Origin of the sequence: Pseudomonas sp. TAE6080 (assembly GCF_018732265.1) — a bacterium.
In the GTDB taxonomy this organism is placed as follows: domain Bacteria; phylum Pseudomonadota; class Gammaproteobacteria; order Pseudomonadales; family Pseudomonadaceae; genus Aquipseudomonas; species Aquipseudomonas brenneri.
Window position 1 is genome coordinate 107,842 of the sequence record NZ_JAHIDY010000005.1, and the last position, 25,665, is coordinate 133,506.

Annotated in this window: 15 protein-coding genes; 5 read left to right on the forward strand and 10 right to left on the reverse strand. The window is 60.8% G+C overall.

Annotated elements, in window-relative coordinates:
* Positions 1-16 precede the first annotated feature (16 nt).
* The 3 genes from glgB to KL786_RS06125 form a co-directional block, all read right to left on the reverse strand.
* On the reverse strand, positions 17-2,245 hold the full coding sequence (gene glgB, locus KL786_RS06115; RefSeq protein ID WP_215517011.1) for a 1,4-alpha-glucan branching protein GlgB: 2,229 nt from the start codon (positions 2,243-2,245) through the stop codon (positions 17-19).
* A 172-nt stretch (positions 2,246-2,417) separates the two neighbouring features.
* On the reverse strand, positions 2,418-5,726 hold the full coding sequence (gene treS, locus KL786_RS06120; protein ID WP_215517012.1) for a maltose alpha-D-glucosyltransferase: 3,309 nt from the start codon (positions 5,724-5,726) through the stop codon (positions 2,418-2,420).
* 105 nt (positions 5,727-5,831) lie between these two features.
* A complete protein-coding gene (locus tag KL786_RS06125; protein WP_215517013.1) occupies positions 5,832-7,805 on the reverse strand; it encodes an alpha-1,4-glucan--maltose-1-phosphate maltosyltransferase in 1,974 nt (657 codons plus the stop codon).
* Between the two features lie 200 nt (positions 7,806-8,005).
* Between KL786_RS06125 and KL786_RS06130 the strand changes: the two genes are divergently transcribed.
* The 5 genes from KL786_RS06130 to KL786_RS06150 all read left to right on the forward strand — a co-directional run bounded on the left by KL786_RS06130 (position 8,006) and on the right by KL786_RS06150 (position 12,619).
* Positions 8,006-8,164, forward strand: coding sequence for a hypothetical protein (locus KL786_RS06130; protein WP_215517014.1), 159 nt, complete (start codon positions 8,006-8,008; stop codon positions 8,162-8,164).
* Positions 8,165-8,307: 143 nt separating this feature from the next.
* Positions 8,308-8,865, forward strand: a complete 558-nt coding sequence (locus KL786_RS06135; protein ID WP_215517015.1) for a hypothetical protein — start codon at positions 8,308-8,310, stop codon at positions 8,863-8,865.
* 286 nt (positions 8,866-9,151) lie between these two features.
* Positions 9,152-10,567, forward strand: coding sequence for a cytochrome c oxidase accessory protein CcoG (ccoG, locus tag KL786_RS06140; protein WP_215517016.1), 1,416 nt, complete (start codon positions 9,152-9,154; stop codon positions 10,565-10,567).
* A gap of 86 nt (positions 10,568-10,653) precedes the next feature.
* The gene (gene mapR / locus KL786_RS06145; protein WP_032860373.1) at positions 10,654-12,063 is read left to right on the forward strand and encodes a GntR family transcriptional regulator MpaR; all 1,410 of its coding nucleotides are present in this window, start codon (positions 10,654-10,656) and stop codon (positions 12,061-12,063) included.
* A 97-nt stretch (positions 12,064-12,160) separates the two neighbouring features.
* Positions 12,161-12,619 (forward strand): hypothetical protein, encoded by a 459-nt coding sequence (locus KL786_RS06150; protein ID WP_252193614.1) that lies wholly within the window; start codon positions 12,161-12,163, stop codon positions 12,617-12,619.
* Between the two features lie 51 nt (positions 12,620-12,670).
* On the opposite strand, the gene KL786_RS06155 is transcribed toward KL786_RS06150, so the two are convergent.
* From KL786_RS06155 to tpx, 7 genes are all read right to left on the reverse strand, one after another.
* Positions 12,671-13,417, reverse strand: coding sequence for an SDR family oxidoreductase (locus tag KL786_RS06155; RefSeq protein ID WP_032860379.1), 747 nt, complete (start codon positions 13,415-13,417; stop codon positions 12,671-12,673).
* Between the two features lie 77 nt (positions 13,418-13,494).
* Positions 13,495-15,585 (reverse strand): putative bifunctional diguanylate cyclase/phosphodiesterase, encoded by a 2,091-nt coding sequence (locus KL786_RS06160; RefSeq protein ID WP_215517017.1) that lies wholly within the window; start codon positions 15,583-15,585, stop codon positions 13,495-13,497.
* A gap of 280 nt (positions 15,586-15,865) precedes the next feature.
* Positions 15,866-17,317 carry an efflux transporter outer membrane subunit gene (locus KL786_RS06165; protein WP_215517018.1) on the reverse strand — a complete coding sequence of 484 codons (1,452 nt, stop codon included), beginning with the start codon at positions 17,315-17,317 and terminating at the stop codon, positions 15,866-15,868.
* A complete protein-coding gene (locus KL786_RS06170) occupies positions 17,314-20,421 on the reverse strand; it encodes an efflux RND transporter permease subunit (RefSeq protein WP_215517019.1) in 3,108 nt (1,035 codons plus the stop codon). Before KL786_RS06170 ends, KL786_RS06165 begins: the two co-directional genes overlap by 4 nt.
* Positions 20,418-23,519 (reverse strand): MdtB/MuxB family multidrug efflux RND transporter permease subunit, encoded by a 3,102-nt coding sequence (locus KL786_RS06175; RefSeq protein WP_215517020.1) that lies wholly within the window; start codon positions 23,517-23,519, stop codon positions 20,418-20,420. The genes KL786_RS06170 and KL786_RS06175 overlap by 4 nt, the downstream gene beginning before the upstream one ends.
* Entirely contained in the window at positions 23,516-24,820 is a 1,305-nt protein-coding gene (locus KL786_RS06180) for an MdtA/MuxA family multidrug efflux RND transporter periplasmic adaptor subunit (protein ID WP_215517021.1), read from the reverse strand. Before KL786_RS06180 ends, KL786_RS06175 begins: the two co-directional genes overlap by 4 nt.
* 233 nt (positions 24,821-25,053) lie before the next feature.
* Positions 25,054-25,554, reverse strand: a complete 501-nt coding sequence (gene tpx, locus KL786_RS06185; protein WP_215517022.1) for a thiol peroxidase — start codon at positions 25,552-25,554, stop codon at positions 25,054-25,056.
* Between the last annotated feature and the right edge of the window lie 111 nt (positions 25,555-25,665).

Below are 25,665 nucleotides of genomic sequence, written 5' to 3' on the forward strand. Positions count from 1 at the left end.
GACGGCTTCTACAGTTTTACTCCTGGCGCAAAATCAGCACCCCGAGCGGCGGCAGATTCAGCGCCAGAGACACCGGCTGCCCATGCTGCGGTTCTTCCAGGGTAAAGGCTGCGCCGCCATTACCGTAGTTGGAACCGGAATAGGTGTCGGCATCACTGTTGATCACCTCTTTCCAACTGCCGGCAAAGGGTACGCCCACTTTGTACGCCTCACGGGGCACCGGAGTGAAGTTGGCCACTACCAGTACCGCCTTGCCGTCCTTGCTCCAGCGCAGCCAGGCATAGACGCTGTTGATTGCATCGTCGCCAATCAACCACTGGAAACCTTGCGGTGCAGCGTCCTGCTCATGCAGTGCCGGTTCTTCGCGGTACAGGCGGTTGAGGTCGCCCACCAGTTTCTGCACGCCCCGGTGTTCCGGATATTGCAGCAGGTACCAGTCCAGTTGCTGGTCGTGGTTCCATTCGCGCCATTGGCCGAACTCACAGCCCATGAACAGCAACTTTTTGCCCGGATGCATCCACATGAAGCTCAGGTAGGCCCGCAGGTTGGCGAATTTCTGCCAGCGATCGCCGGGCATTTTGTCGATCAACGAGTGTTTGCCATGCACCACTTCATCATGGGAGATCGGCAGCACAAAACGTTCGGACCAGGCATACACCAGGCCGAAACTCAGTTCATTGTGATGATGAGCGCGGTACACCGGGTCTTGCTGGATGTAATGCAGCGAATCGTGCATCCAGCCCATGTTCCACTTGTAGTTGAAGCCCAGGCCGCCCTGCTGGGTCGGCTGGCTGACGCCCGGCCAGGCCGTGGATTCCTCGGCGATCACCAGGGCGCCGGGAGCCTCCAGTGCAACCACATCATTCAAGTGGCGCAGGAACTCGATGGCTTCAAGGTTCTCGCGCCCACCGTGGCGGTTGGGTACCCACTCACCGGCCTTGCGTGAATAGTCGCGATACAACATCGAGGCCACAGCATCCACGCGCAGGCCATCAATATGGAAATGCTTGAGCCAGTGCAACGCCGACGCCAGCATGAAACCGTGGACTTCGGTGCGCCCCAGGTTGTAGATCAGCGTGTCCCAATCCTGGTGAAAACCTTCCAGCGGGTTGCCGTATTCGTACAGCGCGGTGCCATCGAACTGCGCCAGGCCATGGGTGTCGGTGGGGAAATGTGCTGGGACCCAGTCGAGAATGATGCCGATATCCGCCTGGTGGCAGGCGTTGACGAAGGCGCCAAACTCATCCGGTGAACCGAAACGCGCACTGGGCGCGAATTGCGACAGCGGCTGGTAGCCCCAGGAACCACCGAAGGGATGCTCCATGATCGGCATCAGTTCGATATGGGTAAACCCCAGTTGCTGCACATAGGGAATCAGCCGTTCGCCCAGCTCGCGCCAGCCGTATTGGCGCGACACTTCGCCCAACTCGTCGAGCTCGCATTGCCAGGAGCCGACGTGCAGTTCATAGATCGACAGCGGCGCACTGGCCGCCTGCCGTGCGCCACGGGCTTGCATCCAGGCCTCATCCGACCAGTCCACTTGCAACGGTGCGGCGACTTTCGAGGCGGTATCGGGCGGCAACTGTGTGGCCAGGGCCATGGGGTCGGCCTTGAGTGGCAGGATGCCGGCAGCGCCGAGGATTTCGTATTTGTAGGCGGCCCCCGGTTGCAGGCGCGGGATAAAGATCTCCCAGACCCCGGCCGGGTGACGCAGGCGCATGGGGTGGCGGCGCCCGTCCCAGATATTGAAGTCGCCCACCACCGAGACCCGCCGCGCATTCGGCGCCCATACCGCAAAGCGCACGCCCTGGATGCCGTCGACGCTCGTCACCTGGGCGCCCAGGCAGTTGCTCAGGTCACGGTGATTGCCTTCGGCGAACAGGTACAGGTCCATTTCCCCGAGCAACTGGCCGAAGCTATAGGGGTCTTCGGTGATCTGTTCGCCGCCGGCCCACTGGATCTTCAGCAGGTAGCCCTGGCGCGTGGCGAAATGCCCGACAAACAGCCCCGGGATTGGCGTGGAGTCCAGGCCACCCAGCACATCACCGCTGTCACGGGCCAGCACTTGCACGCTCAAGGCTTCGGGCAAAAACGCGCGGATCACCTGACCGCCCGCCTCGTCCTCATGAGGCCCGAGGATCGCAAAGGGATCCGGGTGTTCGGCCCGCACCAGAGCTTCGATATCCTTGGGCGAAGGCATGACAGCAAATTTCGATTGCAGCGGTTCTTTGTGTGTAAAGCTCATGATTTCTCCCACTGCTTGTGACACCGGAGATCAAATGTAGGAGCTGGCTTGCCAGCGATGGCGTCGTGTCAGCCAACATCAATGCTGGATGACACACCGCCATCGTAGCTTCGCTGAAGCTCGACAACTCCTACATTCGTTCTGCTTTCATTGTGAGGTACGTGCTACATCCTCAGTCCAACAACCCATGCAATCCGCGCAATGGCACCGCCAGCCACGCGGGGCGGTTCTGCGCCTCGTAGGCCACTTCATACGCAGCCTTCTCCAGGCTAAACAAAGCCAGTGCCGCCTGCGCGCCGTTGGCATCCTGCCAGTCATGCGCCAGTGTAGACGTAGCCTGTTGATACGCTTGGATAAATGCCTGCCGTGCTTCGCTCAGGTAACGATCAGCCACGCGCTGGCGGGCAGCCTCGGCATCGGCCGAGTGGTCCAGGCCTTGCCCTTGCACATTCAGGGCCATGGCGGCGGCATAGTCGAATGAACGCAGTACGCCGCTGACGTCCTTGTACGGGCTGTGCTTACCTCGCCGTTCGTGCAGGGGCCGCGCGGGCTCGCCTTCGAAGTCGATCAGATAGGCATCGCCCTTGACCACCAGCACCTGGCCCAGGTGCAAATCACCATGGACCCGAATGCGCAAGCCGCCCACCGTAGCTTTCGCCAGATTCTGCACATGGCTGGCAATCGCCTTTTTCTGCGCCAGCAGTTGAGTGACCAACGCCTGGTCGGCGGGGTTCAATTGGCTTTGGTGCTGTTTGAGCAACTGCAAGGCGCGCTCGATCTGCGCGCCCACCTGTTTGGCCCAGCCCTGGCTGTCCTTGATCGACGTCACTTGTGGCTGGAAGTCCGGATTGGCCGTAGGCGCGGCCAGGACGTTGTGCATCTCCCCCAGCCGTTGCCCGAGCAACCCGGCGAAATCCGCCAGTTCGCCGAGGGCGTTGTAGTGCTGCTCCTGCTCGGAAATGGCTTCGGCCAGTTCATCACGAATGGCCCGTTCCAGGTTGTTCTGGGTCCAGCCCCAGGCATCGCCCTGGTTACTCAGGTAACCCTGGGCGATCATCAGCAGGCTGGCCTGGCCCTCGTTATCGCGGCGGATCACCGAGCCCAGCAGCGGCGAGATATGAGCGTAGCCAGCGGCGGTCAGGTAGGCGCCCATTTCCAGTTCCGGGTGAACCCCGGCGCTGACTTTGCGAATCAACTTCAGCACCAGGCTTTCGCCGACCACCACTGAACTGTTGGATTGCTCGGCGGCCAGGTAGCGCACTTGCAACTCGTCGCCCACCGGCAAGTTGGCCAAGTGTGGGGTCGACTCGAAACGAATCTCGCCATCGCTGCTGCTGAGCACGGTCTGCGCGCGCAGGCCCTCGATGACCGCGCGGATATAGCTATCGAGGCTGAAGGCATCGGTGATCAAGCCCACCTGCCGCACCCGTCGCACCCGCGCCAGGGCCAGTTGTTGCGGCAAGGCGCTGGTGAACTGGTCTTCACCCAACAGGCCGAATGGCAATTGATAACGACTGGTCTGCCCAGCGCTGGTCACTTCTATCTCACTGAGCAGCACCGGATGCTGGGCATCGCCAAAGCGCACGCCATAGGCGATATGCACGTGCTCGATGGTTGACTCCTTATTGGCGAACCAGCGCCGCTTGGGCAGCCAGGTGGGCAACGAGGTTTGCTCCAGGATGGTGCGGCATGGCACTTCGAGCAATTCTTCGAGGCGTTTTTTCAGGACCAGGGTGGTGAAGTCCGGCAGACTCTGGGCCGGCTCCACATGCCAACTGGGCATCTGGTTTTCTGCTGCGAGGACGAACCAGTAGAAGCCATAAGGGGCCAGGGTCAGCAGGAAATTCAGCTGGCCAATGGGCGGGAATGCGTTGCCGCCGAGCATCTCCACTGGAACCATCCCCGCGAAGGCCGACAGGTCCAACTCCGCCGCCTGGGCCGTGCGCGAGACGTTGGCCACGCACAGGATGATTTCGTGCTTGCCGTCGGCGCCAGTGTATTCGCGGGTGTAGGCGAGGATTCGGCGATTGCTCGGTGAAAGCATTTTCAGGCTGCCGCGCCCGAACGCCTTGGACTGTTTGCGGATTGCCAGCATGCGTCGGGTCCAGTGCAGCAATGAATGCGGGTCCTGGGCCTGGGTTTCGACGTTGACCGACTGATAACCGTAAAGCGGGTCCATGATCGGCGGCAACACCAGGCTGGCTGGGTCGGCGCGGGAAAAACCGCCGTTGCGGTCGATGGACCATTGCATCGGCGTACGCACGCCGTCACGGTCACCCAGGTAGATATTGTCGCCCATCCCGATTTCATCACCGTAATACAGGGTCGGTGTGCCAGGCATGGACAGCAACAGGCTGTTGAGCAACTCGATGCGCCGGCGGTCGCGTTCCATCAGCGGCGCCAAGCGCCGGCGAATCCCCAGGTTGATACGCGCACGGCGGTCCGCGGCGTAGTAGTTCCACAGGTAGTCGCGCTCTTTGTCGGTGACCATTTCCAGGGTCAGCTCATCGTGGTTGCGCAGGAAGATTGCCCATTGGCAATTGGCCGGGATTTCCGGGGTCTGGCGCAGGATATCGGTGATCGGGAAGCGATCTTCCTGGGCCAGGGCCATGTACATGCGCGGCATCAGTGGGAAGTGGAAGGCCATATGGCATTCGTCAGCGTCGTCGCCCTTTTGGTCGCCAAAGTACAGTTGGGTGTCTTCCGGCCACTGGTTGGCTTCGGCCAGCAGCATGCGGTCCGGGTAATTGGCGTCGATCTCGGCGCGGATCTGCTTGAGCACCTCATGGGTTTCGGGGAGGTTTTCGTTGTTGGTGCCGTCGCGCTCGATCAGGTAAGGGATGGCATCCAGGCGCAGGCCGTCGATGCCCATGTCCAGCCAGTAGCGCATCACTGACAGCACCGCCTTCATGACTTGCGGGTTGTCGAAGTTGAGGTCCGGCTGGTGGGAGTAGAAGCGGTGCCAGAAGTATTGGCCGGCCACCGGGTCCCAGGTCCAGTTGGACTTTTCGGTGTCGAGAAAAATGATGCGCGTGCCATCGTATTTCTGATCGTCGTCGGACCACACGTAGAAATCCCGGGCGCTGGAGCCAGGCTTGGCCTTGCGTGCGCGCTGGAACCACGGATGCTGGTCGGAGGTGTGGTTGATCACAAGCTCAGTGATCACCCGCAGGCCGCGCTTGTGCGCCTCGGCGATAAAGCGCTTGGCGTCGGCCATGGTCCCGTAGTCGCTGTGTACACCACGGTATTCAGCGATGTCATAGCCGTCGTCCCGACGTGGCGAGGGATAGAACGGCAGCAGCCAGATAGTGTTCACGCCCAGGTCGGCGATGTAGTCGAGTTTGGCGATCAGCCCGGGGAAGTCACCGATACCGTCGTTGTTGGCGTCGAAATAGGATTTGACGTGAACCTGATAAATCACCGCGTCCTTGTACCAGAGCGGGTCTTTGATGAAGGTGGCTGCCTTGGTTTTCTTCGCCATTGGAAACTCCTGGAGAATTCAAAAAAACTTACGACGGGACTCGGTCTATGTGAGATCGGGCCTGTGTGGGAGCAAGCCCGCTCCCACATTTGATCTGCATCCCATTCAAGACTGGGTGATGCGCCAGATGCCAAACGGCATTTGCGGCTCGATGCGCATCCATTGAGTCTTGCCGTACCAGGTCCAGCGATGGCCACTCATCAGGTCTTCGCCCTGGGCCTGGGCATCGTCCGCCAAGCCCATTTCCCACAGCGGCAACTCGAAATGAGCCTCCTGGGCGTTGAACGGGTCGAGACTGACGGCAATCAGGATGAAGTTGCTGGCGTCCTCGCTGCGTTTGCCGAAATACAGGATGTTGTCGTTAAAGGCGTTGTAGAGCCTCAAGCCCAGGTGCGTCTGCAGCGCCGGGTTCTGCCGCCGGATACGGTTGAGTTGGGCGATCTCGGCAATGATGTTGCCGGGTGCGCTGAAGTCTCGGGGGCGAATCTCGTACTTTTCCGAGTCCAGGTACTCTTCCTTGCCCGGTACCGGCGCGCTCTCGCACAGTTCAAAGCCCGAATACATGCCCCACAGGCCCGAGCCCATGGTGGCCAGCGCAGCGCGGATGAGAAAGCCGGCGCGGCCGGACTCATGCAGGAAACCGGGGTTGATGTCCGGTGTATTGACGAAAAAGTTCGGCCGGTAGCATTCACGCCAGGGCGATTGGTTCAACTGGGTGAAGTACTCGCTTAATTCGGCCTTGGTGTTGCGCCAGGTGAAATAGGTGTAGCTCTGGGAGTAACCGACCTTGCCCAGGCGTGCCATCATGGCCGGCGTGGTGAAGGCCTCGGCGAGGAAGATCACGTCCGGGTGTTGTGCGCGTACATCGCTGATCAACCATTGCCAGAACGGCAGCGGCTTGGTGTGCGGGTTGTCGACGCGAAACGTCTTCACGCCCTCCTCGACCCAACCCAGCACAATGTCGCGCAACTCCAGCCACAGGCTGGGGATCGCATCGGCGGCATAGAAGTCGACGTTGACGATATCCTGGTATTTCTTCGGCGGGTTCTCCGCGTATTTGATCGTGCCGTCCGGGCGCCAGTTGAACCAGCCGGGGTGTTGCTTGAGCCACGGATGGTCCTGGGAGCACTGGATGGCAAAGTCCAGGGCAATCTCCAGGCCGTACTCGGCGGCGGCGGCCACCAGGCGGCGGAAGTCTTCGCGGGTGCCCAACTGCGAATGGATTGCGTCGTGACCGCCCTCCTCGCTGCCGATGGCATAAGGACTGCCGGGATCATCGGGGCCGGCGCTCAGTGAGTTATTCCGGCCCTTGCGATGGCTGCGGCCGATGGGGTGAATCGGCGGGAAGTACAACACGTCAAAGCCCATGTCGTGGATCATCGCCAGGCGTGAATGCACGTCATTGAAGGTGCCGTGGCGGGCCGGATCGTCAGTGATCGAGCGCGGGAACAGCTCGTACCAACTGGCAAACAACGCTTGTGGACGCTCCACATCCAGTGCATAGACCGGGCTGATACTCAGGTAGGGCCGCAGGTCAGCCTGGGCCATCAGCTGTGCACTGTCTTCGTGCAGGAACAACGCGACCTGCTCGGTTTCCAGCAGCCCGGACAACTGCTCATGCAACAGCCGCAAGCGTTGTTGCAACAGGCCGTCGCTGCGTTCAGCCGCTTGCAGGACCTGGTGGCGACCTTCCTGCAGCTCCAGGCTGACGGGGACGCCAGCCGTGTGTTTCTTGCCCAGCTCGTAGCAGAAACTGGCGAATTGATCGATCCAGGCTTCGATACAAAACTGGTGTGGGCCTTGCTCGGTCACGCTGAACGCGCCCCGCCAGGCATTGTTGCCCTGGTCGCCCATGGGCACGTCGTGCCAAGCCGCTTCGCTCAATGACCGCCAGCGGATCAACACCGCCAACGAGTCATGGCCGTCGGCAAATACCTTGCTGGTGACGTGGATCTGCTGGCCTTGCACGGCCTTGACCGCGAATGCGCCAGCATCGATCACCGGCATCGTGTCTTCAATGGCGATCCTGGGCAGCAACAGCGCCTGGGACAGCGGCAATGCGGGTATTTCAGCAGTCATCGAGCATCTCCCCCTACACCCAATGGGCGTTCTAGTGCTTGATAGTCAGTGCTGCGGGCAGGTTCTCCCTGAGCCGGCCGTATAAGGTCCGAGCCCGGCCACCTTTGAAAAGTTCAGGTGGATGTACCGCCATCGGGCGGGAATCAATTGGCCAAGGCGATTGTCCATCGATTGAGCAAAGCACAAACGAGGCCACCGCGATGAACATCCCGATTCCCGCTGAAACCCCAGACCCGAATATCGATAAACCCATTCTGCCGCCGACCGAGCCGCAACCGGTTCCCGAACAGGAGCCACCTGGCAGCCAGCCCCCGGCGGTGGAGGAACCGGTGAAACCCATGCCGCCCGTGATCGTCTGAACAGAGGATGCGACGACGAAATTTCCGACGGATGTAAAAGGTATGTCCTCAGGCAGTTCTCACACCCCGAGTTGATACTTGTCTGGCGCCCCCGAAACCTGGGAGGGCGTCACGACACTTCAACTCGCAAGGTGAAAAAACACATGTCATCCATTAATACAGGATTGAACGCCTACCGTCCGTTGCCCCCGAACGACCCCACGCAACGCGTTAACACGCCCGCCGGGCAAGCGACCATGCAACGCCTGAATGAAATTCGCAGGCTGTTAAGTGAGCAGAATATCGACGCCATGTTGCGCAATCCTGAATCTCCCGCCGTAGCTGAAGTACTTGCTCAACTGAGCAGATTGATCAACAAGGATACCCTCAGCCTAATGCGCCGTGACCCTTCGGGGGATACCAGCAAGGCCCTCAGCGCTATCGCCACGTTGTTGAGCGAGAGTGCCATCCACCAACGTACGAACGAATCCCTGGGCGCCTATGTCAAGAGCGAAGCCAGAAAGTACGAGGCAACGCGTTTCGATAACCTCCTGCGGCTGAGCCTGGCCGATCCTGAGGCGGGGTGGGACACGGCCAAGGGGATATGGAACGAATTGCAGGCCTCGATCCTTGCTTCACAGGCACACGCAGGTCATATCAAAAATAACGCCAGCACGCTCAGGGGCTACGGTGAGCTGTTCAACATCGACAAAGACAAGTAATCAGCGTCCCCTCTGCTGCCCGCTGACGATCAACTGCAGCACACTGTCGACAGTCAGGCCAGTACCAGTGATTCGGTGATTCGGTGATTTGATTGATCTGGATCAGCATGCCTTGAATACTCTTGATCCAGGCCCCCGCCCAAGGCATACGGGGTGCTGCACATTGTCGCAGTAGCACCTGAAAAAACCATCTGATCCGCTTTTTATCGATTTACCTGAGTCTGTTATGCAAACAGATCACGTCGCATAGTTCATCCGCCTGATGGAGGCTGATGAGCGAAAGACCATGAGCGATAGAATCCCCGTCCGATTAGTTGAACATTTCGAGCCTGCACATCCAAAGAAGATGAAGGCCAAATCCAGCGACAACCAGATTCACACCCGCAGTTTCACCGGCCTGTTCCGTACCTTGCGCATAAGCGGTGCGGGCTTTTTGTTCCTGGCGTTTTTTGGCACCGTGTGGCTGAACTGGGACTCACGCCAGGCGGTGCTGTGGGACCTGGCTGAAAGCAAGTTCCATATCTTTGGCGCAACCTTCTGGCCTCAGGATTTCATCCTGTTGTCGGCGCTGTTGATCATCTGTGCCTTTGGGCTGTTTGCCATTACGGTATTTGCCGGCCGTGTGTGGTGTGGCTATACCTGCCCGCAAAGCTCGTTTACCTGGCTGTTCATGTGGTGCGAGAAAGTCACCGAAGGTGAGCGCAACCAACGAATCAAGCTGCAGGCCGCACCCTGGGGCGTGAACAAACTGGCGCGCCGCGCCGCCAAACACACGCTGTGGCTGGCGATCAGTGTGCTGACCGGCCTGACGTTTGTCGGCTATTTCACCCCGATCCGCCCCTTGGCCGAAGAACTGCTGAGCTGGCAGATGGGCGGTGTCAGCCTGTTCTGGGTGCTGTTCTTCACCGGTGCCACCTACATCAATGCCGGCTGGCTGCGCGAAGCGGTGTGCATGCATATGTGCCCGTATGCGCGGTTCCAGAGCGTGATGTTCGACAAGGACACCCTGACCATTTCCTACGATGCCGCCCGTGGCGAAAGCCGTGGCCCGCGCAAGCGTGATGTGAACCCGGGCGAAGTCGGCCTGGGCGATTGCATCGACTGTCACCTGTGCGTACAGGTCTGCCCTACCGGCATCGATATCCGCGACGGCCTGCAAATGGAATGCATCGGCTGCGCAGCGTGTATCGATGCCTGTGATTCGATCATGGACAAGATGGGCTATGCGCGAGGTTTGGTGGGGTACACCTCCGAGCACCAGTTGCAAGGTGGCAAGACGCATCTGCTGCGACCACGGTTGATCGGCTACAGTGCGGTGCTGCTGGTGATGATCGCGGCCCTGGTGATGGCATTGGTGCAGCGCCCCATGGTCTCGCTGGACGTGACCAAGGACCGGGGCATGTTCCGTGAAAACAGCCAGGGGCTGATCGAGAACATCTACAGCTTGAAGATCATCAACAAGACCCAGCAGCGCCAGGATTACCGCGTGGAACTGGTAGAGGGTGATGGCTTTGAGCTGCAGGGCAAGACCGAGATCAGCCTGGCGCCTGGGGAAATCACCGATGTGCCGGTTTCGGTGGCGCTGACCCGTGACAAACCAACCAGCAGCTCGCAAACCATCCGTTTCAAGGTGACGGATATAGATGAGCCAAGTGTTTATAGTGTCGCCGACAGCCGTTTTGTGGCGCCGCTGAACCGCTGATATCCACGGTCTTGGAATCAATAAATCCCCCTTGTGGGAGCGGGCTTGCTCCCACATTTGGAAACATGTAGACCATTAGGATCACGATGAAACGCTACGAGAAATTTGCCGACGACATCGCTGAACTGATCCGCTCCGGTGTCCTCGGACCGGGCCAGCGGGTACCGTCGGTGCGTTATGCCAGCCAGACCTACGGCGTCAGCCCATCCACGGTGTTCCAGGCCTATTACCTGCTGGAGCGCCGAGGCCTGATCCGTGCGCGGCCGCGCTCGGGGTATTTCGTCAATACCCATGCCCCCAGCCCGTTCTCGGAGCCGGCGGTCAGCGCCCATGTACATGAATCCACCGAAGTGGATGTCAGTGAGCTGGTGTTTTCGGTACTCGATTCGATCAAGGACCCGCAGACCGTACCCTTTGGCTCGGCCTTTCCCAGCCCGATGCTGTTTCCGCTGCAACGCCTGGCCCGCTCCCTGGCCAGTGCCAGCCGTGAGATGGACCCGCGTATGGTGGTCACCGACATGTCGCCGGGCAACCCGCAATTACGCCGGCAAATTGCCCTGCGCTACATGGTCGGCGGGTTGATGCTGCCCATGGAGGAGTTGCTGATCACCAACGGCGCCCTCGAAGCGCTGAACCTGTGCCTGCAAGCGGTGACAGAGCCGGGCGATCTGGTAGCCATCGAAGCTCCGGCGTTTTATGCCTGCCTGCAGGTGCTGGAGCGCTTGAAGCTCAAGGCCGTGGAAATTCCCGTACACCCGCGCGATGGCATTGACCTGAAGGTCCTGGCCCAGACCCTGGAGCGCTACCCGATCAAGGCCTGCTGGTGCATGACCAGCTTCCAGAACCCTATGGGCGCAACCATGCCCGAGGCCAAGAAGCAGGAGTTGGTCGAACTGTTGCGCGGGCATCAGGTGCCGCTGATCGAAGACGATGTGTACGCCGAGTTGTATTACGGCCAACAGGCGCCCAAGCCAGCCAAGGCCTTTGACACGGAAGGCCTGGTGATGCACTGCGGCTCCTTCGCCAAGAGCCTGGCCCCTGGCTACCGCGTCGGCTGGGTGGCGGCAGGCCGTTATGCGCAAAAAATCGAACGCCTGAAGTTGATGACCTCGCTCTGTGCCTCGATGCCGGCCCAGGCCGCCATTGCCGACTATTTGCAACACGGCGGCTACGACCGGCACCTGCGCAAGCTGCGCTATGCCCTGGAAGAGCAGCAAAGTGCCATGCTTGCCGCCATCGCCCGCTACTTTCCGGCGCAAACCCGGGTCAGCCAACCGGCCGGTGGCTACTTCCTGTGGCTGGAGTTACCGGAACAGACCGACTCGCTGAAATTGTTCCAGATGGCACTGGCCCAGGGCATCAGCATTGCGCCGGGGCCAATCTTTTCGCCAACCCAGCGCTTTCGCAACTGCATCCGCCTGAACTACGGCAGCCCCTGGGATGAGGCGGCGGAAAAGGCGATGGAGACGCTGGGGCGGATTGTGCGTTCGTTTTAACAGGAGGAATTGGAACCAAATCTCGCTATTGGCCCACTTCGTTGAATGCCATTTCACAGATTGGGAATGGATTTTTCCCCGATGAAAGAAACCTGCCATGAAAATTAATCTCCCCCCTGGCGTTCGTCCGCTGCCCATCCCACCCAACTACATGCGAGTCGCAGAACGGGGTGAAGTGCGTCAGATGAGTGGGCCAATGGGCCGTCCAGCGGGTGATCACCGCTCGGCTGAAAGGATTATCGAACAGAGCCCGGTATTGAAGAACTACCTCGACTCAAGGGACTCCCCTCAGCTTGTTGTGGATCTCAAGCGGCATGTCGGCGACTGGACTGAGGCCAACCCAGACCCGGATGCGCGCGCCAATGCCGCCTACGACCTGGAAAAGGTGTTGCGTTACATTGATAATCTGGACGAGTCCAGGCTCAACGGAAGCGAGGAGCGCAACGGCAAGATAGATGGTTTTTCCGAATTGGGGGTCGTCATCCTGCACAATTCGGAGGCTGACCGCCTGGACCAGTTTGCCCGTGAAGGCTACTGGGTACTGCACACCTTCTGATGCTCTAACCGTGGGCCTGACTTCGTCACAGGCAAGCCCGCCTCGCTAGGCTTATCGGCCACCGCCCAGGTCAACAAATGTCCCGGTGGCATAGGACGCCTTGTCCGAGAGCAGCCAGACAATCGCTTCCGCCACTTCATCCGGGCGCCCGCCACGGGCCATGGGAATGCCCGATTCAAGCTTGCTGACCCGGTCCGGGTCGCCGCTCAGGGCGTGAAAGTCGGTGAAAATGTAACCAGGGCGCACTGCATTGACCCGAATCCCCTCGCCCGCCACTTCCTTGGACAACCCGATGGTGAAACTGTCCAGTGCGCCCTTGGACGCCGCATAGTCCACGTACTCGCCCGGCGAACCCAGGCGTGAGGCCACCGACGAGACATTGACGATACTGCCGCCCTGCCCGCCATGCCTGGGCGACATGCGCAGCAGCGCATGCTTGGCGCACAGGATCGGGCCCAGCACATTGGTCTTGAGGATTTTGAGGATGCGGAACTCGGACATCTCATCGACCCGCGACTTATGCCCGACGGTCCCGGCATTGTTGACCAGTGCGGTGACGCGGCCCAACTCGGTGTCGACCCGGTGGAACAGACTGATCACTTCATCTTCGATGCTGACATCGGCGCGCACCGCAATGGCCTGGGCGCCCAGTGCGCGGACCTGCTCCAGGACACGCAACGCGGCTTCTTCGTCGGATTGGAAGTTGATACAGATGCGATAGCCCTGACGGGCCGCCAACAAGGCCGTGGCGGCCCCGATGCCACGACTGCCACCGGTGATGATGACGACTTTGTCCATGTGTACTGACTCCCGATTCAACCTGAGCTGTTGGATCCAAGAATACCTGTGCCTGCCAGGTTTTGCATGGGCCGGGGTCAATTGATCTCAGGGGCAGGAGGATGTTCCTTGGCCACGATGGCACTCATGAATGTATCCGGTGGCAACGGATGGCCCAGGTGGTAGCCTTGCAGCGAGTCGCAGCCCAGGCGCGTGAGGAAGTTCTGCTGCACATCGGTCTCGACCCCTTCGGCCACGATGCGCAGGCCGAGGGCCTGGCCCAGGGCGACAATGGCCGAGACGATGGCGGCATCGTCGCTGTCATGTTCAAGATCACGGACAAAGCCGCGGTCGATTTTCAGCTCGTTGGCCGGCAAGCGCTTGAGGTACATCAGGCTGGAATAGCCCGTGCCAAAATCATCGATAGACAGGTCAACGCCCATTTCCGAGAGTTTTTGCAACACCGTCATGCTGGCATCGGCGTCGCTCATGGCCGTGGTTTCGGTGATTTCCAAGGTCAGGCTATTAGCTGGCAACTGGTGGCGTTGCAGGGCGTTGGCGACGCTGGCGACCAACCCGGCATGGCAGAACTGCAGGGCTGACAGGTTGACCGCAATGCGCCAGTCACGATAACCCTGGGCAAACCACACTTGCATTTGGCGGCATGCTTCGTTGAGCACCCAATCGCCAATGGCGATGATCAGCCCGGTCTTTTCTGCCAACTCGATAAACTTGTCCGGCAGCAACAGACCATGTTGTGGATGCTCCCAGCGCAACAGGGCCTCAGCGCCGATGGCGCGGCCGCTGATCGCGTCGAACTTGGGCTGGTAATACAGGCGAAATTGCTGTTGCTCCACCGCATTGCGAAGGTCTTGCAACAGTTGTAATTGCTTGCGCGCGTTGGTGTTCATCGACACATCGAAAAAACTGTAGCCGTTCTTGCCCATGCCCTTGGCGTGATACATCGCCGCATCGGCATTCATCAGCAGTTCCTGGGGCGTTTCGCCGTTACCGGGGAACATCGCGATGCCGACGCTGGCGGAAATGTTCAGGTCATGCTCCGCTACTCGGAATGACTTGTTGATCAACCCGACCTGACGCTCGGCCAGGCGCAGGGCATCGTCGGGCTGGGACAATTGCACCAGCAGTACGAACTCATCGCCGCCGATCCGGGCCAGGGTGTCCTGGCTGCGCAGGTCTTCACGCAGGCGCAGACCCACCTCACGCAACAACTGGTCGCCCAGATGATGGCCAAAGGCATCGTTGACCGGCTTGAAGCCGTCCAGATCAATAAACATCAGGGCAAAACAACCGCCCTGCTCCGTCACCAGTTGTGTTGCCTGCTGAATACGATCAGCCAGCAGCGTGCGGTTTGGCAGACCGGTCAGCGTGTCGTGCAAGGCCAGGTGCGTGAGTTCCTGGTTGGCCAGGGTCAGCGAGTCGGCCAGCACGGCGGTGCGCGCTTCCAGCCGGGCGTCGAGCAATGAAGTCAACAGGGCGATGGCCAGTACCGCCAAGGTGGTCACCAGCACCAGGTTGGCCAGGCCGCTGCCGCTCAGGCCATCCACCGATGCCCCGCAAAAACTGCCATCGGCAAAACGCGCGGCAGCCATGCCGGTGTAGTGCATGCCGACGATAGCGATACCCATCACTACCGCTGCGCCGCCCCGTGCCAGGCGTACGTAAGGGGTATTGCGCCGTAGATTGAAGGCGATCCATAACGCGGCGGCCGAAGCCCCTACCGCAATCAGCAATGAGGCGCCAAACAGCGTTGGATCGTAGTCGATGCCCGGTGTCATGCGCATGGCGGCCATGCCGGTGTAGTGCATGCTACTGATACCAGCGCCCATGATCAGGGCACCAAAACCCAGTTGCCAGATGGGCAAGCGCGATTGGTTAACCAGCCACAGGGCGAACCCGCAGGAAAAAATCGCGATCACCAGCGACAACGCCGTAATGCCGATGTCGTAGCCCAGCGCGATCGGCAGGCGGAAGGCCAGCATCCCGATAAAGTGCATCGACCACACGCCAATCCCCATGGCCAACGCCCCGCCGGCCATCCACAGGTACACCGCCCGGCCCTTGGCCGTGGCGATGCGGCCGGTCAGGTCCAGGGCGGTATAGGACGCAAGGATTGCCACAAACAGGGAGATGAGGACCAGTGCGGGGGAATAGGTGCCGGTAAGCATGGGTTTCTCATGGCTGGCGGTGCGAACGGCGTCCGTGCCGCAGGGGAAAAGTCCGGGATTGTAGCGAGAATAATTCTTGAGCAGTTGAAATATTATCACAGGGCCATTACTGGCTATTTGCCCTTCCCTATCCACATCAAAGCGCGGAGCCGCGCCCTGTAGGAGCGAGCTTGTTCGCGAGAAACATCAGCGATAACGCGTGCTACCAGAGTAAGCGCGTTGTTGTTGCGTTCTTCGCGAGCAAGCTCGCTCCTACAGGGGAGATGCGGGGGATTCGCAATCAGGGTTTTGCGTCTGCCTGCATCTGTCCGTCCCATCCGCCGCCCAGCGCGGCGATCAGTTGCACGCTGGCGACCAGTCGGGTTTGCAGCAGGGTCAGTACGGTGCGCTCGTTGCTCAGTGCCGTGGTCTGCACATTGACCACATCCAGGTAGGCGATCAGACCCGCCTTGTACTGGTTCTGGGTCAGGCGCAAGGATTCACGAGCTGATTGCAGCGCTTCGTTGCTCACGCCTGCCTCATCCTCCAGGACCTTGAGCTGGACCATGTAGTTTTCCACCTCGCGGAAACCGTCGAGTACAGTCTGACGGTACTTGGCCACGGTTTCGTCGTAAGACGCTTCGGCGCGATCGACTTGTGCCGAACGCTGCCCGCCGTCGAACAAGGTCATCGCCAGTTTGGGCCCCACCGACCAGAAACGATTCGGCAGGCTGATCCAGTCGGTGTAAGTGCTGCTGGAGTAACCACCGGCCAGGCTCAGTGTCAGGTCCGGGTAGTAGGCGGTTTTCGCCACGCCGATATTGGCGTTGGCGGCGATCACGGCGCGCTCTGCCGAGGCTATGTCCGGGCGGCGCTCCAGCAGTTGCGATGGCAGGTTGGCAGGAATCTGCGGCAGTGCGGGAATGTCCTTGCTCACCGTCAGGTTGAACGTGGCCGGGGCCTCCCCGATCAGCACCGCGATGGCGTTTTCCAGCTGTGCCCGCTGCCAGACCAGGTCGATCATGCTGGCCTGGGTGCTTTTGAGCTGGGTCTGGGCCTGGGCCACTGCGTCTTTGCCGGAGACACCCGCACGGTACTGGTTTTCAGTCATTTGCAGCGAGCGCTGGTAGGTCTCCACGGTGGCTTGCAACAAGCGCGTCTGTTCGTCCATGACCCGCAGTTGCAGGTAGTTCTGCACCAACTCCGACTGCTGGCTCAGGCGCATGGCGGCAAGGTCGGCGGCGCTGGCTTGCTCACTGGCGTTGCTGGCCTCCAGGCCACGACGCAACTTGCCCCAGATATCCGCCTCCCAGCTCACACCCAACTGCGTATTGAGGGTGTCGCGGATACCGCTGCTGGAGCTGCTCAAGCTCGCATTGCTGCTGCCGGTGCCCTGGCTGGCGCGGGTTTTCCCGGCGCTCAGGTCGACCGTTGGGAAGAATGCGCCCCGGGAGCTACGCGCAGTGGCCTGGGCCTGGCGGTAGCGGGCTTCGGCCTGGGCCACGGTCTGGTTGGCGTTGTTGAGTTTATTCACCAGGCTGTTGAGTTGCGGGTCGCCATACAGCTCCCACCAGGCGCCACGGGCCAGGGCATCGCTGGGCGCCGCCTGGCGCCAGCCCTGGGCCTCTTTGTACTGCGCCGGCTCAGCCACTTGCGGGCGCTGGTAATCGGGGCCTACGGCGCAGGCGCTGAGTAGCACGCCGCAAAAAATCACCGCCAATGCAGGGGCCCGGAAAACGATTGATTCGGTCATAGCGCAGTGTCCAGAGCAGCGTCGGTACGCACCCCGCGCCAGCCGTTGAAACGGTGGCGCAGGCGGTCGAGATAGAGGTAAACCACCGGGGTGGTGTAAAGGGTCAGGATCTGGCTGAACACCAGGCCGCCGATAATCGTCAGGCCCAGGGGCTGGCGCATTTCCGCGCCTTCTGCGGTGCTCAGCAGCAGGGGCAAAGCGCCGAGGATCGCTGCCAGGGTAGTCATCAGGATCGGCCGCAAACGCAGCAGGCACGCGCTGCGGATCGACTCCAGGGGATCCATGCCCTCCTTGCGTTCCAGTTGCAGCGCCAGGTCGATCATCAGGATCGCGTTTTTCTTCACCACCCCGATCAACAGGAACAGGCCCAGCAGCGAGATCAGGCTGAATTCGGCGCCCAGTACGTAGATCGACAACAGCGCACCAACCCCAGCCGACGGCAGGGTCGAGAGAATGGTCAGCGGGTGGATATAGCTCTCATAGAGAATCCCCAGCACCAGGTACACCGCCACCAGCGCGCCGAGGATCATGAACGGCTGGCTTTTCTGGGTGGCGGCGAAGGCATCGGCGGTGCCGGCCATCTTCGCAATCACATCCTCCGGCAAGCCGACCTTGGCAATCGCCCGCTCGATGGCGGCTGTGCCCTGCTCCACCGTGACCCCAGGTGCCATGTCGAAGGCAATGTTTTCGGAGGCGAACTGCCCTTCGTGGCTGACGCGATCGTCGGCCAGGCTGTTTTCGTAGTGGGCGATGGTCGACAGCGGAATCCGCGCGCCATCGGCGGTAATCACCTGTACCTGATTGAGGGTGATCGGGTCCTGGGCATATTTCGGATTGACCTCCATCACCACCCGATACTGGTTGAGGCTGTCGTAGATCGTGGAAATCTGCCGCTGGCTGTAGGCGTTGTTCAGCACCGAGGTGACCATGGCCATGTCCACGCCCAGGCGCTTGGCCTGATCACGGTCGACAATCAGCGTCACCTGTTGTGCGCCACGGCCTTCGCGAGCGTCAATGGCGGTCAGTTCCGGCAGTTCACGCAAGGCGGCGACCACTTTCGGGTACCACAGGCGCAAGGCTGCCAGGTCGCCACTTTGCAGGATGTAGGAGTATTGCGACGACGTCTGGTCGCGGCCACCGCCAAATTGCAGGTCCTGGTCTGCCATCAGCATCAAGCGGCCACCTGGCACCGGCGGCACGTTCTTGCGCAGGCGCTCGATTACCGCCTGGGCCGACAGCTTGCGCTCCTTGATCGGTTTGAGGCGCACCAGCATCACCGCATTGTTAGTACCGTTGCTGCCACCGATAAAGCCGGCCACGCTTTCCACTGCCGGGTCTTGCAGCACGGCCTTGCGGAAGATTTCCATCTTGGGCTGCATGACAGTGAATGACAGGCCGTCGTCCCCGCGTACAAAACCGATCAGTTGCCCGGTGTCCTGCTGCGGCATAAAGGTTTTCGGCACCACCACATACAGCGCGATATTCACACCAATGGTCACGAACAGGCTGAGCAGCGTCAGGCGCTTGTGCCGCAGGACCCAGTCCAGGCTGCGGGCGTAACCGGCCACCATCTTATCGTTGACCTTCTGGCTCCAGCGCTGCAAACCGGTCTCCTGCCCTTTGACATGGGGCTTGAGCCAGCGGGCGCAGAGCATCGGGGTCAGGGTCAGCGAAACCACCAGCGAAACGATGATCGCCGCCGCCAGGGTGATGGAAAACTCACGGAACAGACTGGTGACAATCCCGCCCATGAACAGGATCGACAGGAACACTGCCACCAGCGACACGTTCATCGACAGCAGCGTGAAGCCGACCTCCTTGGCCCCCAGGTAAGCGGCCTTCATTGGCGCGATACCGTCGTCGATGTGCCGGGAAATGTTCTCCAGCACCACGATGGCGTCGTCCACCACCAGGCCGGTGGCGAGGATCAGGGCCATCAGCGACAGGTTGTTCAGGGAAAAGCCATAGAGGTACATGATCGCAAAGGTGCCCACCAGTGACACCGGCACCGCCAGGGTCGGGATCAGCGAGGCGCGGAAGTTGCCGAGGAACAGGTACACCACCAGGATCACCAGTGCCACGGCAATCAGCAGGGTCATTTCTGCTTCGTGCAAGGTGGCGGTGATCACCGGCGAGCGGTCCATGGCCAGGTTGAGCTTGACGCTGGACGGCAGCACCGCCTGCAGCGCCGGCAACTGGGCCTTGATCTGCTTGACGGTCTCGATGATGTTGGCACCGGACTGGCGGTTGATCACCAGCAACACGGCTGAGTCGTTGTTGAAGAACCCGCTGTTGTAGCGGTCCTCGACACCGTCGCTGATCTTGGCCACGTCACTCAGGCGCAAGGCAGCGCCGTCCTGGTAGCGGATCAGCAACGGCTCGTAGTCCTTGGCCTTTTCCAACTGGTCATTGGCTTGGATCTGCCAATTGCGCTGGCCATCTTCCACCGAGCCCTTGGGCCGGCGCACGTTGGCATTGGCAATGGTGTCACGCACTTCGTCCAGGGATACGCCGTACTGGTCCAGGGCCTTGGGTTCCAGTTCGATGCGCACCGCCGGCAGGGAACTGCCGCCGATCTGCACTTCGCCCACGCCCGGCACCTGGGACAGGCTTTGCGAGAGGATGGTCGAGGCCAGGTCGTAGAGCTGGCCCTTGGGCAACACATCCGAGGTCAGCGACAGCACCATGATCGGCGCCTGGGACGGGTTGATCTTCTTGTAGGTGGGCATGCTACGCATACCGCTGGGCAACAGGTTACGCGAGGCGTTGATCGCCGCCTGCACTTCCCGCGCCGCGCCGTTGATATCGCGGTCGGAGTCGAACGCCAGGATCACCCGGGTCGAGCCCTGGCTGGACGAGCTGCTCAAGGTGGTGACCCCGGCAATCGCGCCGAAGGAGCGCTCCAGGGGCGTCGCCACGGTAGACGCCATCACTTCCGGGCTGGCGCCAGGCAGGCTGGCGGAGACCACAATCACCGGGAAGTCGATCTGCGGCAACGGAGACACCGGCAGCAGATTGAAACTGACGCCGCCCAGCAACATGATCGCCAGGCTCAGCAGCATGGTGGCTACCGGCCGGCGAATGAAAGGTCCGGACAGGTTCATGGCTCAACCGGCTCCAGCGCTTCGGGGGTCTTGCGCCAGCGACGGCCAAGGCGATCAAAGTACAGGTAGATCACCGGAGTAGTGAACAGCGTGAGGATCTGGCTCAACAGCAGGCCACCGACCATCACCAGGCCCAGGGGCTGGCGCAACTCGGCACCGGAACCGGTGGCGAGCATCAACGGCACCGCACCGAACAAGGCTGCCAGGGTGGTCATCAGGATCGGCCGGAAGCGCAGCAGCGCCGCCTGGTAGATCGCGGTCTGCGGGTCCAGGCCCTGGTTGCGCTCGGCGTCGAGGGCGAAGTCGATCATCATGATCGCGTTTTTCTTGACGATGCCGATCAGCAGGATAATGCCGATGATCGCGATCATTCCCAGGTCATTGCCACTGAGCAGCAACGCCAGCAAGGCCCCGACCGCAGCTGATGGCAGGGTCGAGAGGATGGTGATCGGGTGGATGTAGCTCTCGTACAGCACGCCGAGCACGATGTACATGGTCACCACCGCTGCCAGGATCAGTAGCAAGGTGCTCGACAGCGAGGCTTCGAACGCCTGGGCCGCACCCTGGAACTGGGTCTGCACGCCGACCGGCATGCCGATGTCCTTCTGCACCTGGTTGATCAGTTCCACACCCTTGCCCAGGGCCACGCCGGGCGCCAGGTTGAACGACATCATCACCGCCGGGAACTGGCCGATATGGGTAATCGCCAACTGGGCCTGGCGCTGCTCGACACGGGCCAGGCTCGACAGGCGCACCTGGCCGCCATCGGTGGTTTTCACATGGATCTGGTTCAGCGCATCCGGCCCCAGGCTTTCGCCGGACTGGGCCTGCAACACCACGCGATACTGGCTGGCCTGGGTGTAGATCGTGGAAATCTGCCGCTGGCCGAAGGCGTCGTACAAGGCGTCGGTAATATTGGCAACCGAGACGCCCAGGCGCGAGGCCGCATCGCGGTCGATCACCATGTAGACCTGCAAACCCTTGTCCTGCAGGTCGCTGGCCACGTCGGTGAGTTCCGGATACTGGCTCAGGGCCTGGACCAGTTTGCCGCTCCACAGTGCCAACAGATCGGCATCCGGGGACGACATACTGAATTGATATTGGGTGCGACTGATGCGGTCTTCGATGGTCAGGTCCTGCACCGGCTGCATGAACAGGCGGATCCCCACCAGTTTGTCCAATGCCGGTTGCAGGCGGGCGATCACCTCGACGGCGCTCAGGTCCCGCTCCTTGTGGGGCTTGAGGTTGATCAGCAGGCGACCACTGTTGAGCGTGGCGTTATCGCCATCCACGCCAATGTAGGATGACAGGCTGTCTACCGCAGGGTCTTCGAGGATGATCTTCGCCAGTTCTTGCTGGCGCTGGCTCATGGCTGCAAAGGAAATCGACTGCGGGGCTTCGGAAATGCCCTGGATCACCCCGGTGTCCTGCACCGGGAAGAAACCCTTGGGTACCACCAGATACAACACCACGGTCAGGCCCAGGGTGGCGACGGCCACCAGCAGGGTCAGCGGCTGGTGCTTGAGCACCCACTGCAACTTGCGCCCGTAGGCGGCCACCAGCCAGTCGATCCAGGCGCCACTGGCTTTGTAGAAGCGGCCCTGTTCCTCTTCCTTGGGTTCACGCTTGAGCAGGCGCGCGCACATCATCGGCGTCAGGGTCAGGGACACCACCAGGGAAATGAGGATTGCTACCGCCAGGGTGATGGCAAATTCGCGGAACAGCCTCCCGACCACATCAGCCATGAACAGCAGAGGGATCAATACCGCGATCAGCGACAAGGTCAGGGAAATCAGGGTAAAGCCAATCTGCTTGGCGCCCTTGAGCGCGGCAGCCATCGGGGTCTCCCCTTCCTCGATATAGCGGGAGATGTTCTCCAGCATCACGATTGCATCGTCCACCACAAAGCCGGTGGCGATGGTCAGGGCCATCAGGGTCAGGTTGTTGATGGAGAACCCGGCCAGGTACATCACGCCAAAGGTGCCGATCAAGGACAGCGGCACGGCAATCGAGGGGATGATGGTGGCGCTGAAGCGGCGCAGGAACAGGAACGTCACCATCACCACCAGGGCAATGGCAATCAGCAATTCATGCTGCACATCGGTGACCGAAGCGCGGATAGTCTGGGTGCGGTCGGTAAGGACCGTCACGTCCAGGCCCGCCGGCAGGTTGTCGGTGATGCTCGGCAGCAGCGCCTTGATGCGGTCCACCACCTCGATCACGTTGGCTCCAGGCTGACGCTGGATATTGAGCAACACGGCCTGGTTTTCATTGGCCCAGGCGGCAAGGCGTTCGTTTTCGGCGCCATCGACGATTTGCGCGACGTCTTTCAAGCGCAGCGGCGCACCGTTGCTATAAGCCAGGATCAGTTCGGCGTACTGCTCGGGTGACACCAACTGGTCGTTGGCGTCGAGCATCGAGACCCGGGTCGGGCCGTCAAAGTTACCCTTGGGCTGGTTGACGTTGGAGGCGGCGATCAGGCTGCGCACGTCCGCCAGGTTCAAGCCATTGGCCGCCAAGGCTTCGGGGTTGACCTTGATCCGCACCGCCTGGCGCTGGCCACCGGCAATGCTGACCATGCCGACGCCGCTGATCTGCGCGATTTTCTGCGCCATGCGCGTATCGACCAGATCATTGAGCTTGGGCAGCAGCATCGTTTTAGACGTGATGGCCAGGGTCAGTACCGGCGTGTCGGCCGGGTTGACCTTGTTGTACACCGGCGGCGCCGGCAAGTCCGACGGCAACAGGTTGCTGGCCGCGTTGATTGCGGCCTGCACTTGTTGCTCGGCGACGTCCATATTGACGTCGAGGTTGAAGCGCAGGGTCAGCACCGAGGCGCCACCGGAACTGGTGGAGGCCATCTGCGTGAGGCCGGGCATTTGCCCGAACTGGCGCTCCAGCGGCGCAGTTACCGCGCTGGTCATCACGTCCGGGCTTGCGCCGGGGTACAGGGTCATGACACGGATGGTCGGGTAATCCACCTGGGGCAAGGCCGACACCGGCATCAGGCGATAGGCAATCAGGCCGGCCAGGACAATGGCCAGCATGCTCAGGGTGGTGGCGACGGGCCTGAGGATGAACAGCCGTGACAGGTTCATGCGCCGGCCTTTTGCGCCTTGCCGGCATCCGCCGCCGGGCTGCTTTCGCCTTGTGCCGCGGGCTTGCCCTGCAAATGTTCGGTTGGTGTGGTCGGTACCTGGTTGCTGTCGTTGACCACTTCTACGTCGGTGCCGTCCTTCAGGCGGTCGGTGCCTTCCAACACCACGCGGTCGCCAGCGGCGAGGCCGTCCTTGACCACGGTGTTCTGGCCATCGGTATCACCAACGACCAGCGTGCGGATCTTGACCTTCTTGTCACCGTCCAGGGCGTAGACAAAGGTGCCATTGGTGCCAAACTGGATCGCGGCCGATGGGACCAGCACCACGTTTTTCAGAGTGTCTGCCAGCAGGCGCACGTTGACGAACTGATTGGGGAACAACACCTGGTCCTGGTTATCGAAGCGCGCCTTGAATTTCAAGGTGCCGGTGGCAACGTCGATCTGGTTGTCCAGGCTCTGCAACACGCCGGTGGCTTGTAGTTGCACATCGCCACGATCCCAGGCCTGCACCGGCAGCTTGTTACCGGTGCGATAGCGGGCCAATACGGTTTGCAGGGTGTTCTCCGGCAGGGTGAACGCCACGCTGATCGGCTGGGTCTGGGTGATGATTGCCAGGGCGGTGGTGTCGTTGGCCGCTACCAGGTTGCCGACGTCCAGTTGGCGCAGGCCGACACGGCCGGAGATCGGCGCGCGGATCTGGGTGAATTCAAGGTTGAGCTTGGCGTCATCTACCGCGCCCTGGTTGGTCTTGACCGTGCCCTGGTATTGCAGGACCAGCGCAGCGGCGGTGTCCAGGGTCTGCTTGGCGATACTGTCCTGCTCATACAGGCCGCGATAACGTTCAAGGTCGACCTGGGCGTTTTTCAACTGGGCCTGGTTTTGCAGCAGCGTGCCCTGGGCCTGAAGCAATGCATTCTGATAGCTGCGCGGGTCGATTTGCGCCAACAAGTCGCCAGCCTTGACCATCTGGCCCTCTTCAAAGGCAATCTTGACCAGTTCTCCCCCGACCCGGCTGCGCACGTTGATGGTGTTCAATGCGGTCACGGTACCCAGCGCCTTGTAGTACAGCGGGAAATCCCCCGTCACTGCTGGCGCGACACGTACCGGCACCGCAGCGCCCGAGCCACCGAAGCCTGGACGCATCATCCCCGTCTTGCTGGTCCTGGCTGGCGGGGCGTCTTTCTGGGCGGTGCCGGCAGGCCAGAACTTCCAGCACAGGCCGGCGATCACCAACAGGACAAGCAAGCCAAACAGCCAGCGGCGGGAATTGCGGGGAGACGATTGCATGGATTGATCAACCATTGGATGCGAGGGCTTCTTCTTTGGGAGGCTGAAAGATAAGCACTGGAGCGCGTTTAGAGAAGCGCCTTTACCGGCTATTTACCTTCGGGCTTACAAACATTTACTTTTCGACGTAAAACATCAGCAATTTGGGCTAAACCGCTGAAGCACAAATAAAAACGGCCTGGACTAGGCCAGGCCGCAAGCAAACATCATACGGGTTACTGCAAAGCGACAGTAACGCGTAGGAACAATTACTTCAGTACGGCCAGGGCCGCTTCGTAGTTTGGCTCTTCAGCGATCTCGCCAACCAGTTCGCTGTGCAGCACTTTATCGTTTTCGTCCAGTACCACCACGGCGCGGGCGGTCAAGCCCTTGAGGGCGCCGTCGGCAATGGAGACACCGTAGTCAACGGCGAAGTCGGCATTGCGGAAGTCCGACAGGTTCTTCACGTTTTCCAGGCCTTCGGTACCGCAGAAGCGAGCCTGGGCGAATGGCAGGTCGGTGGAGATGCACAGTACAACGGTGTTGTTCAGGTCGTTGGCCTGGGCGTTGAACTTGCGTACCGAAGTCGCGCAGGTCGGGGTGTCAACGCTTGGGAAGATGTTCAGTACTTTGCGCTTGCCAGCGAAAGTCGCCAGGGTGACGTCCGACAGATCGCCTGCGGTCAGGGAAAAGTCGAGGGCCTGGGTACCAATTTGCGGCAACTCGCCTTCAACCTGAACCGGGTTGCCTTTGAGGGTGACTTGAGCCATGAACGGAATCCTTATGCTGGGTTAGATGAAACAAATTCGAGAGGCCGAAGTTAACCACAAAGTGCGATTGACACCTATGGGCCGCGAGAAAAACTCATGTCGGCATCAGGA

Bases quoted from the DNA above. Each gene is read 5' to 3' on its own strand.
- glgB (WP_215517011.1), bottom strand. From the start codon at position 2,245: ATGAGCTTTACACACAAAGAACCGCTGCAATCGAAATTTGCTGTCATG.
- treS (WP_215517012.1), bottom strand. From the start codon at position 5,726: ATGGCGAAGAAAACCAAGGCAGCCACCTTCATCAAAGACCCGCTCTGG.
- KL786_RS06125 (WP_215517013.1), bottom strand. From the start codon at position 7,805: ATGACTGCTGAAATACCCGCATTGCCGCTGTCCCAGGCGCTGTTGCTG.
- KL786_RS06130 (WP_215517014.1), top strand. From the start codon at position 8,006: ATGAACATCCCGATTCCCGCTGAAACCCCAGACCCGAATATCGATAAA.
- KL786_RS06135 (WP_215517015.1), top strand. From the start codon at position 8,308: ATGTCATCCATTAATACAGGATTGAACGCCTACCGTCCGTTGCCCCCG.
- ccoG (WP_215517016.1), top strand. From the start codon at position 9,152: ATGAGCGATAGAATCCCCGTCCGATTAGTTGAACATTTCGAGCCTGCA.
- mapR (WP_032860373.1), top strand. From the start codon at position 10,654: ATGAAACGCTACGAGAAATTTGCCGACGACATCGCTGAACTGATCCGC.
- KL786_RS06150 (WP_252193614.1), top strand. From the start codon at position 12,161: ATGAAAATTAATCTCCCCCCTGGCGTTCGTCCGCTGCCCATCCCACCC.
- KL786_RS06155 (WP_032860379.1), bottom strand. From the start codon at position 13,417: ATGGACAAAGTCGTCATCATCACCGGTGGCAGTCGTGGCATCGGGGCC.
- KL786_RS06160 (WP_215517017.1), bottom strand. From the start codon at position 15,585: ATGCTTACCGGCACCTATTCCCCCGCACTGGTCCTCATCTCCCTGTTT.
- KL786_RS06165 (WP_215517018.1), bottom strand. From the start codon at position 17,317: ATGACCGAATCAATCGTTTTCCGGGCCCCTGCATTGGCGGTGATTTTT.
- KL786_RS06170 (WP_215517019.1), bottom strand. From the start codon at position 20,421: ATGAACCTGTCCGGACCTTTCATTCGCCGGCCGGTAGCCACCATGCTG.
- KL786_RS06175 (WP_215517020.1), bottom strand. From the start codon at position 23,519: ATGAACCTGTCACGGCTGTTCATCCTCAGGCCCGTCGCCACCACCCTG.
- KL786_RS06180 (WP_215517021.1), bottom strand. From the start codon at position 24,820: ATGGTTGATCAATCCATGCAATCGTCTCCCCGCAATTCCCGCCGCTGG.
- tpx (WP_215517022.1), bottom strand. From the start codon at position 25,554: ATGGCTCAAGTCACCCTCAAAGGCAACCCGGTTCAGGTTGAAGGCGAG.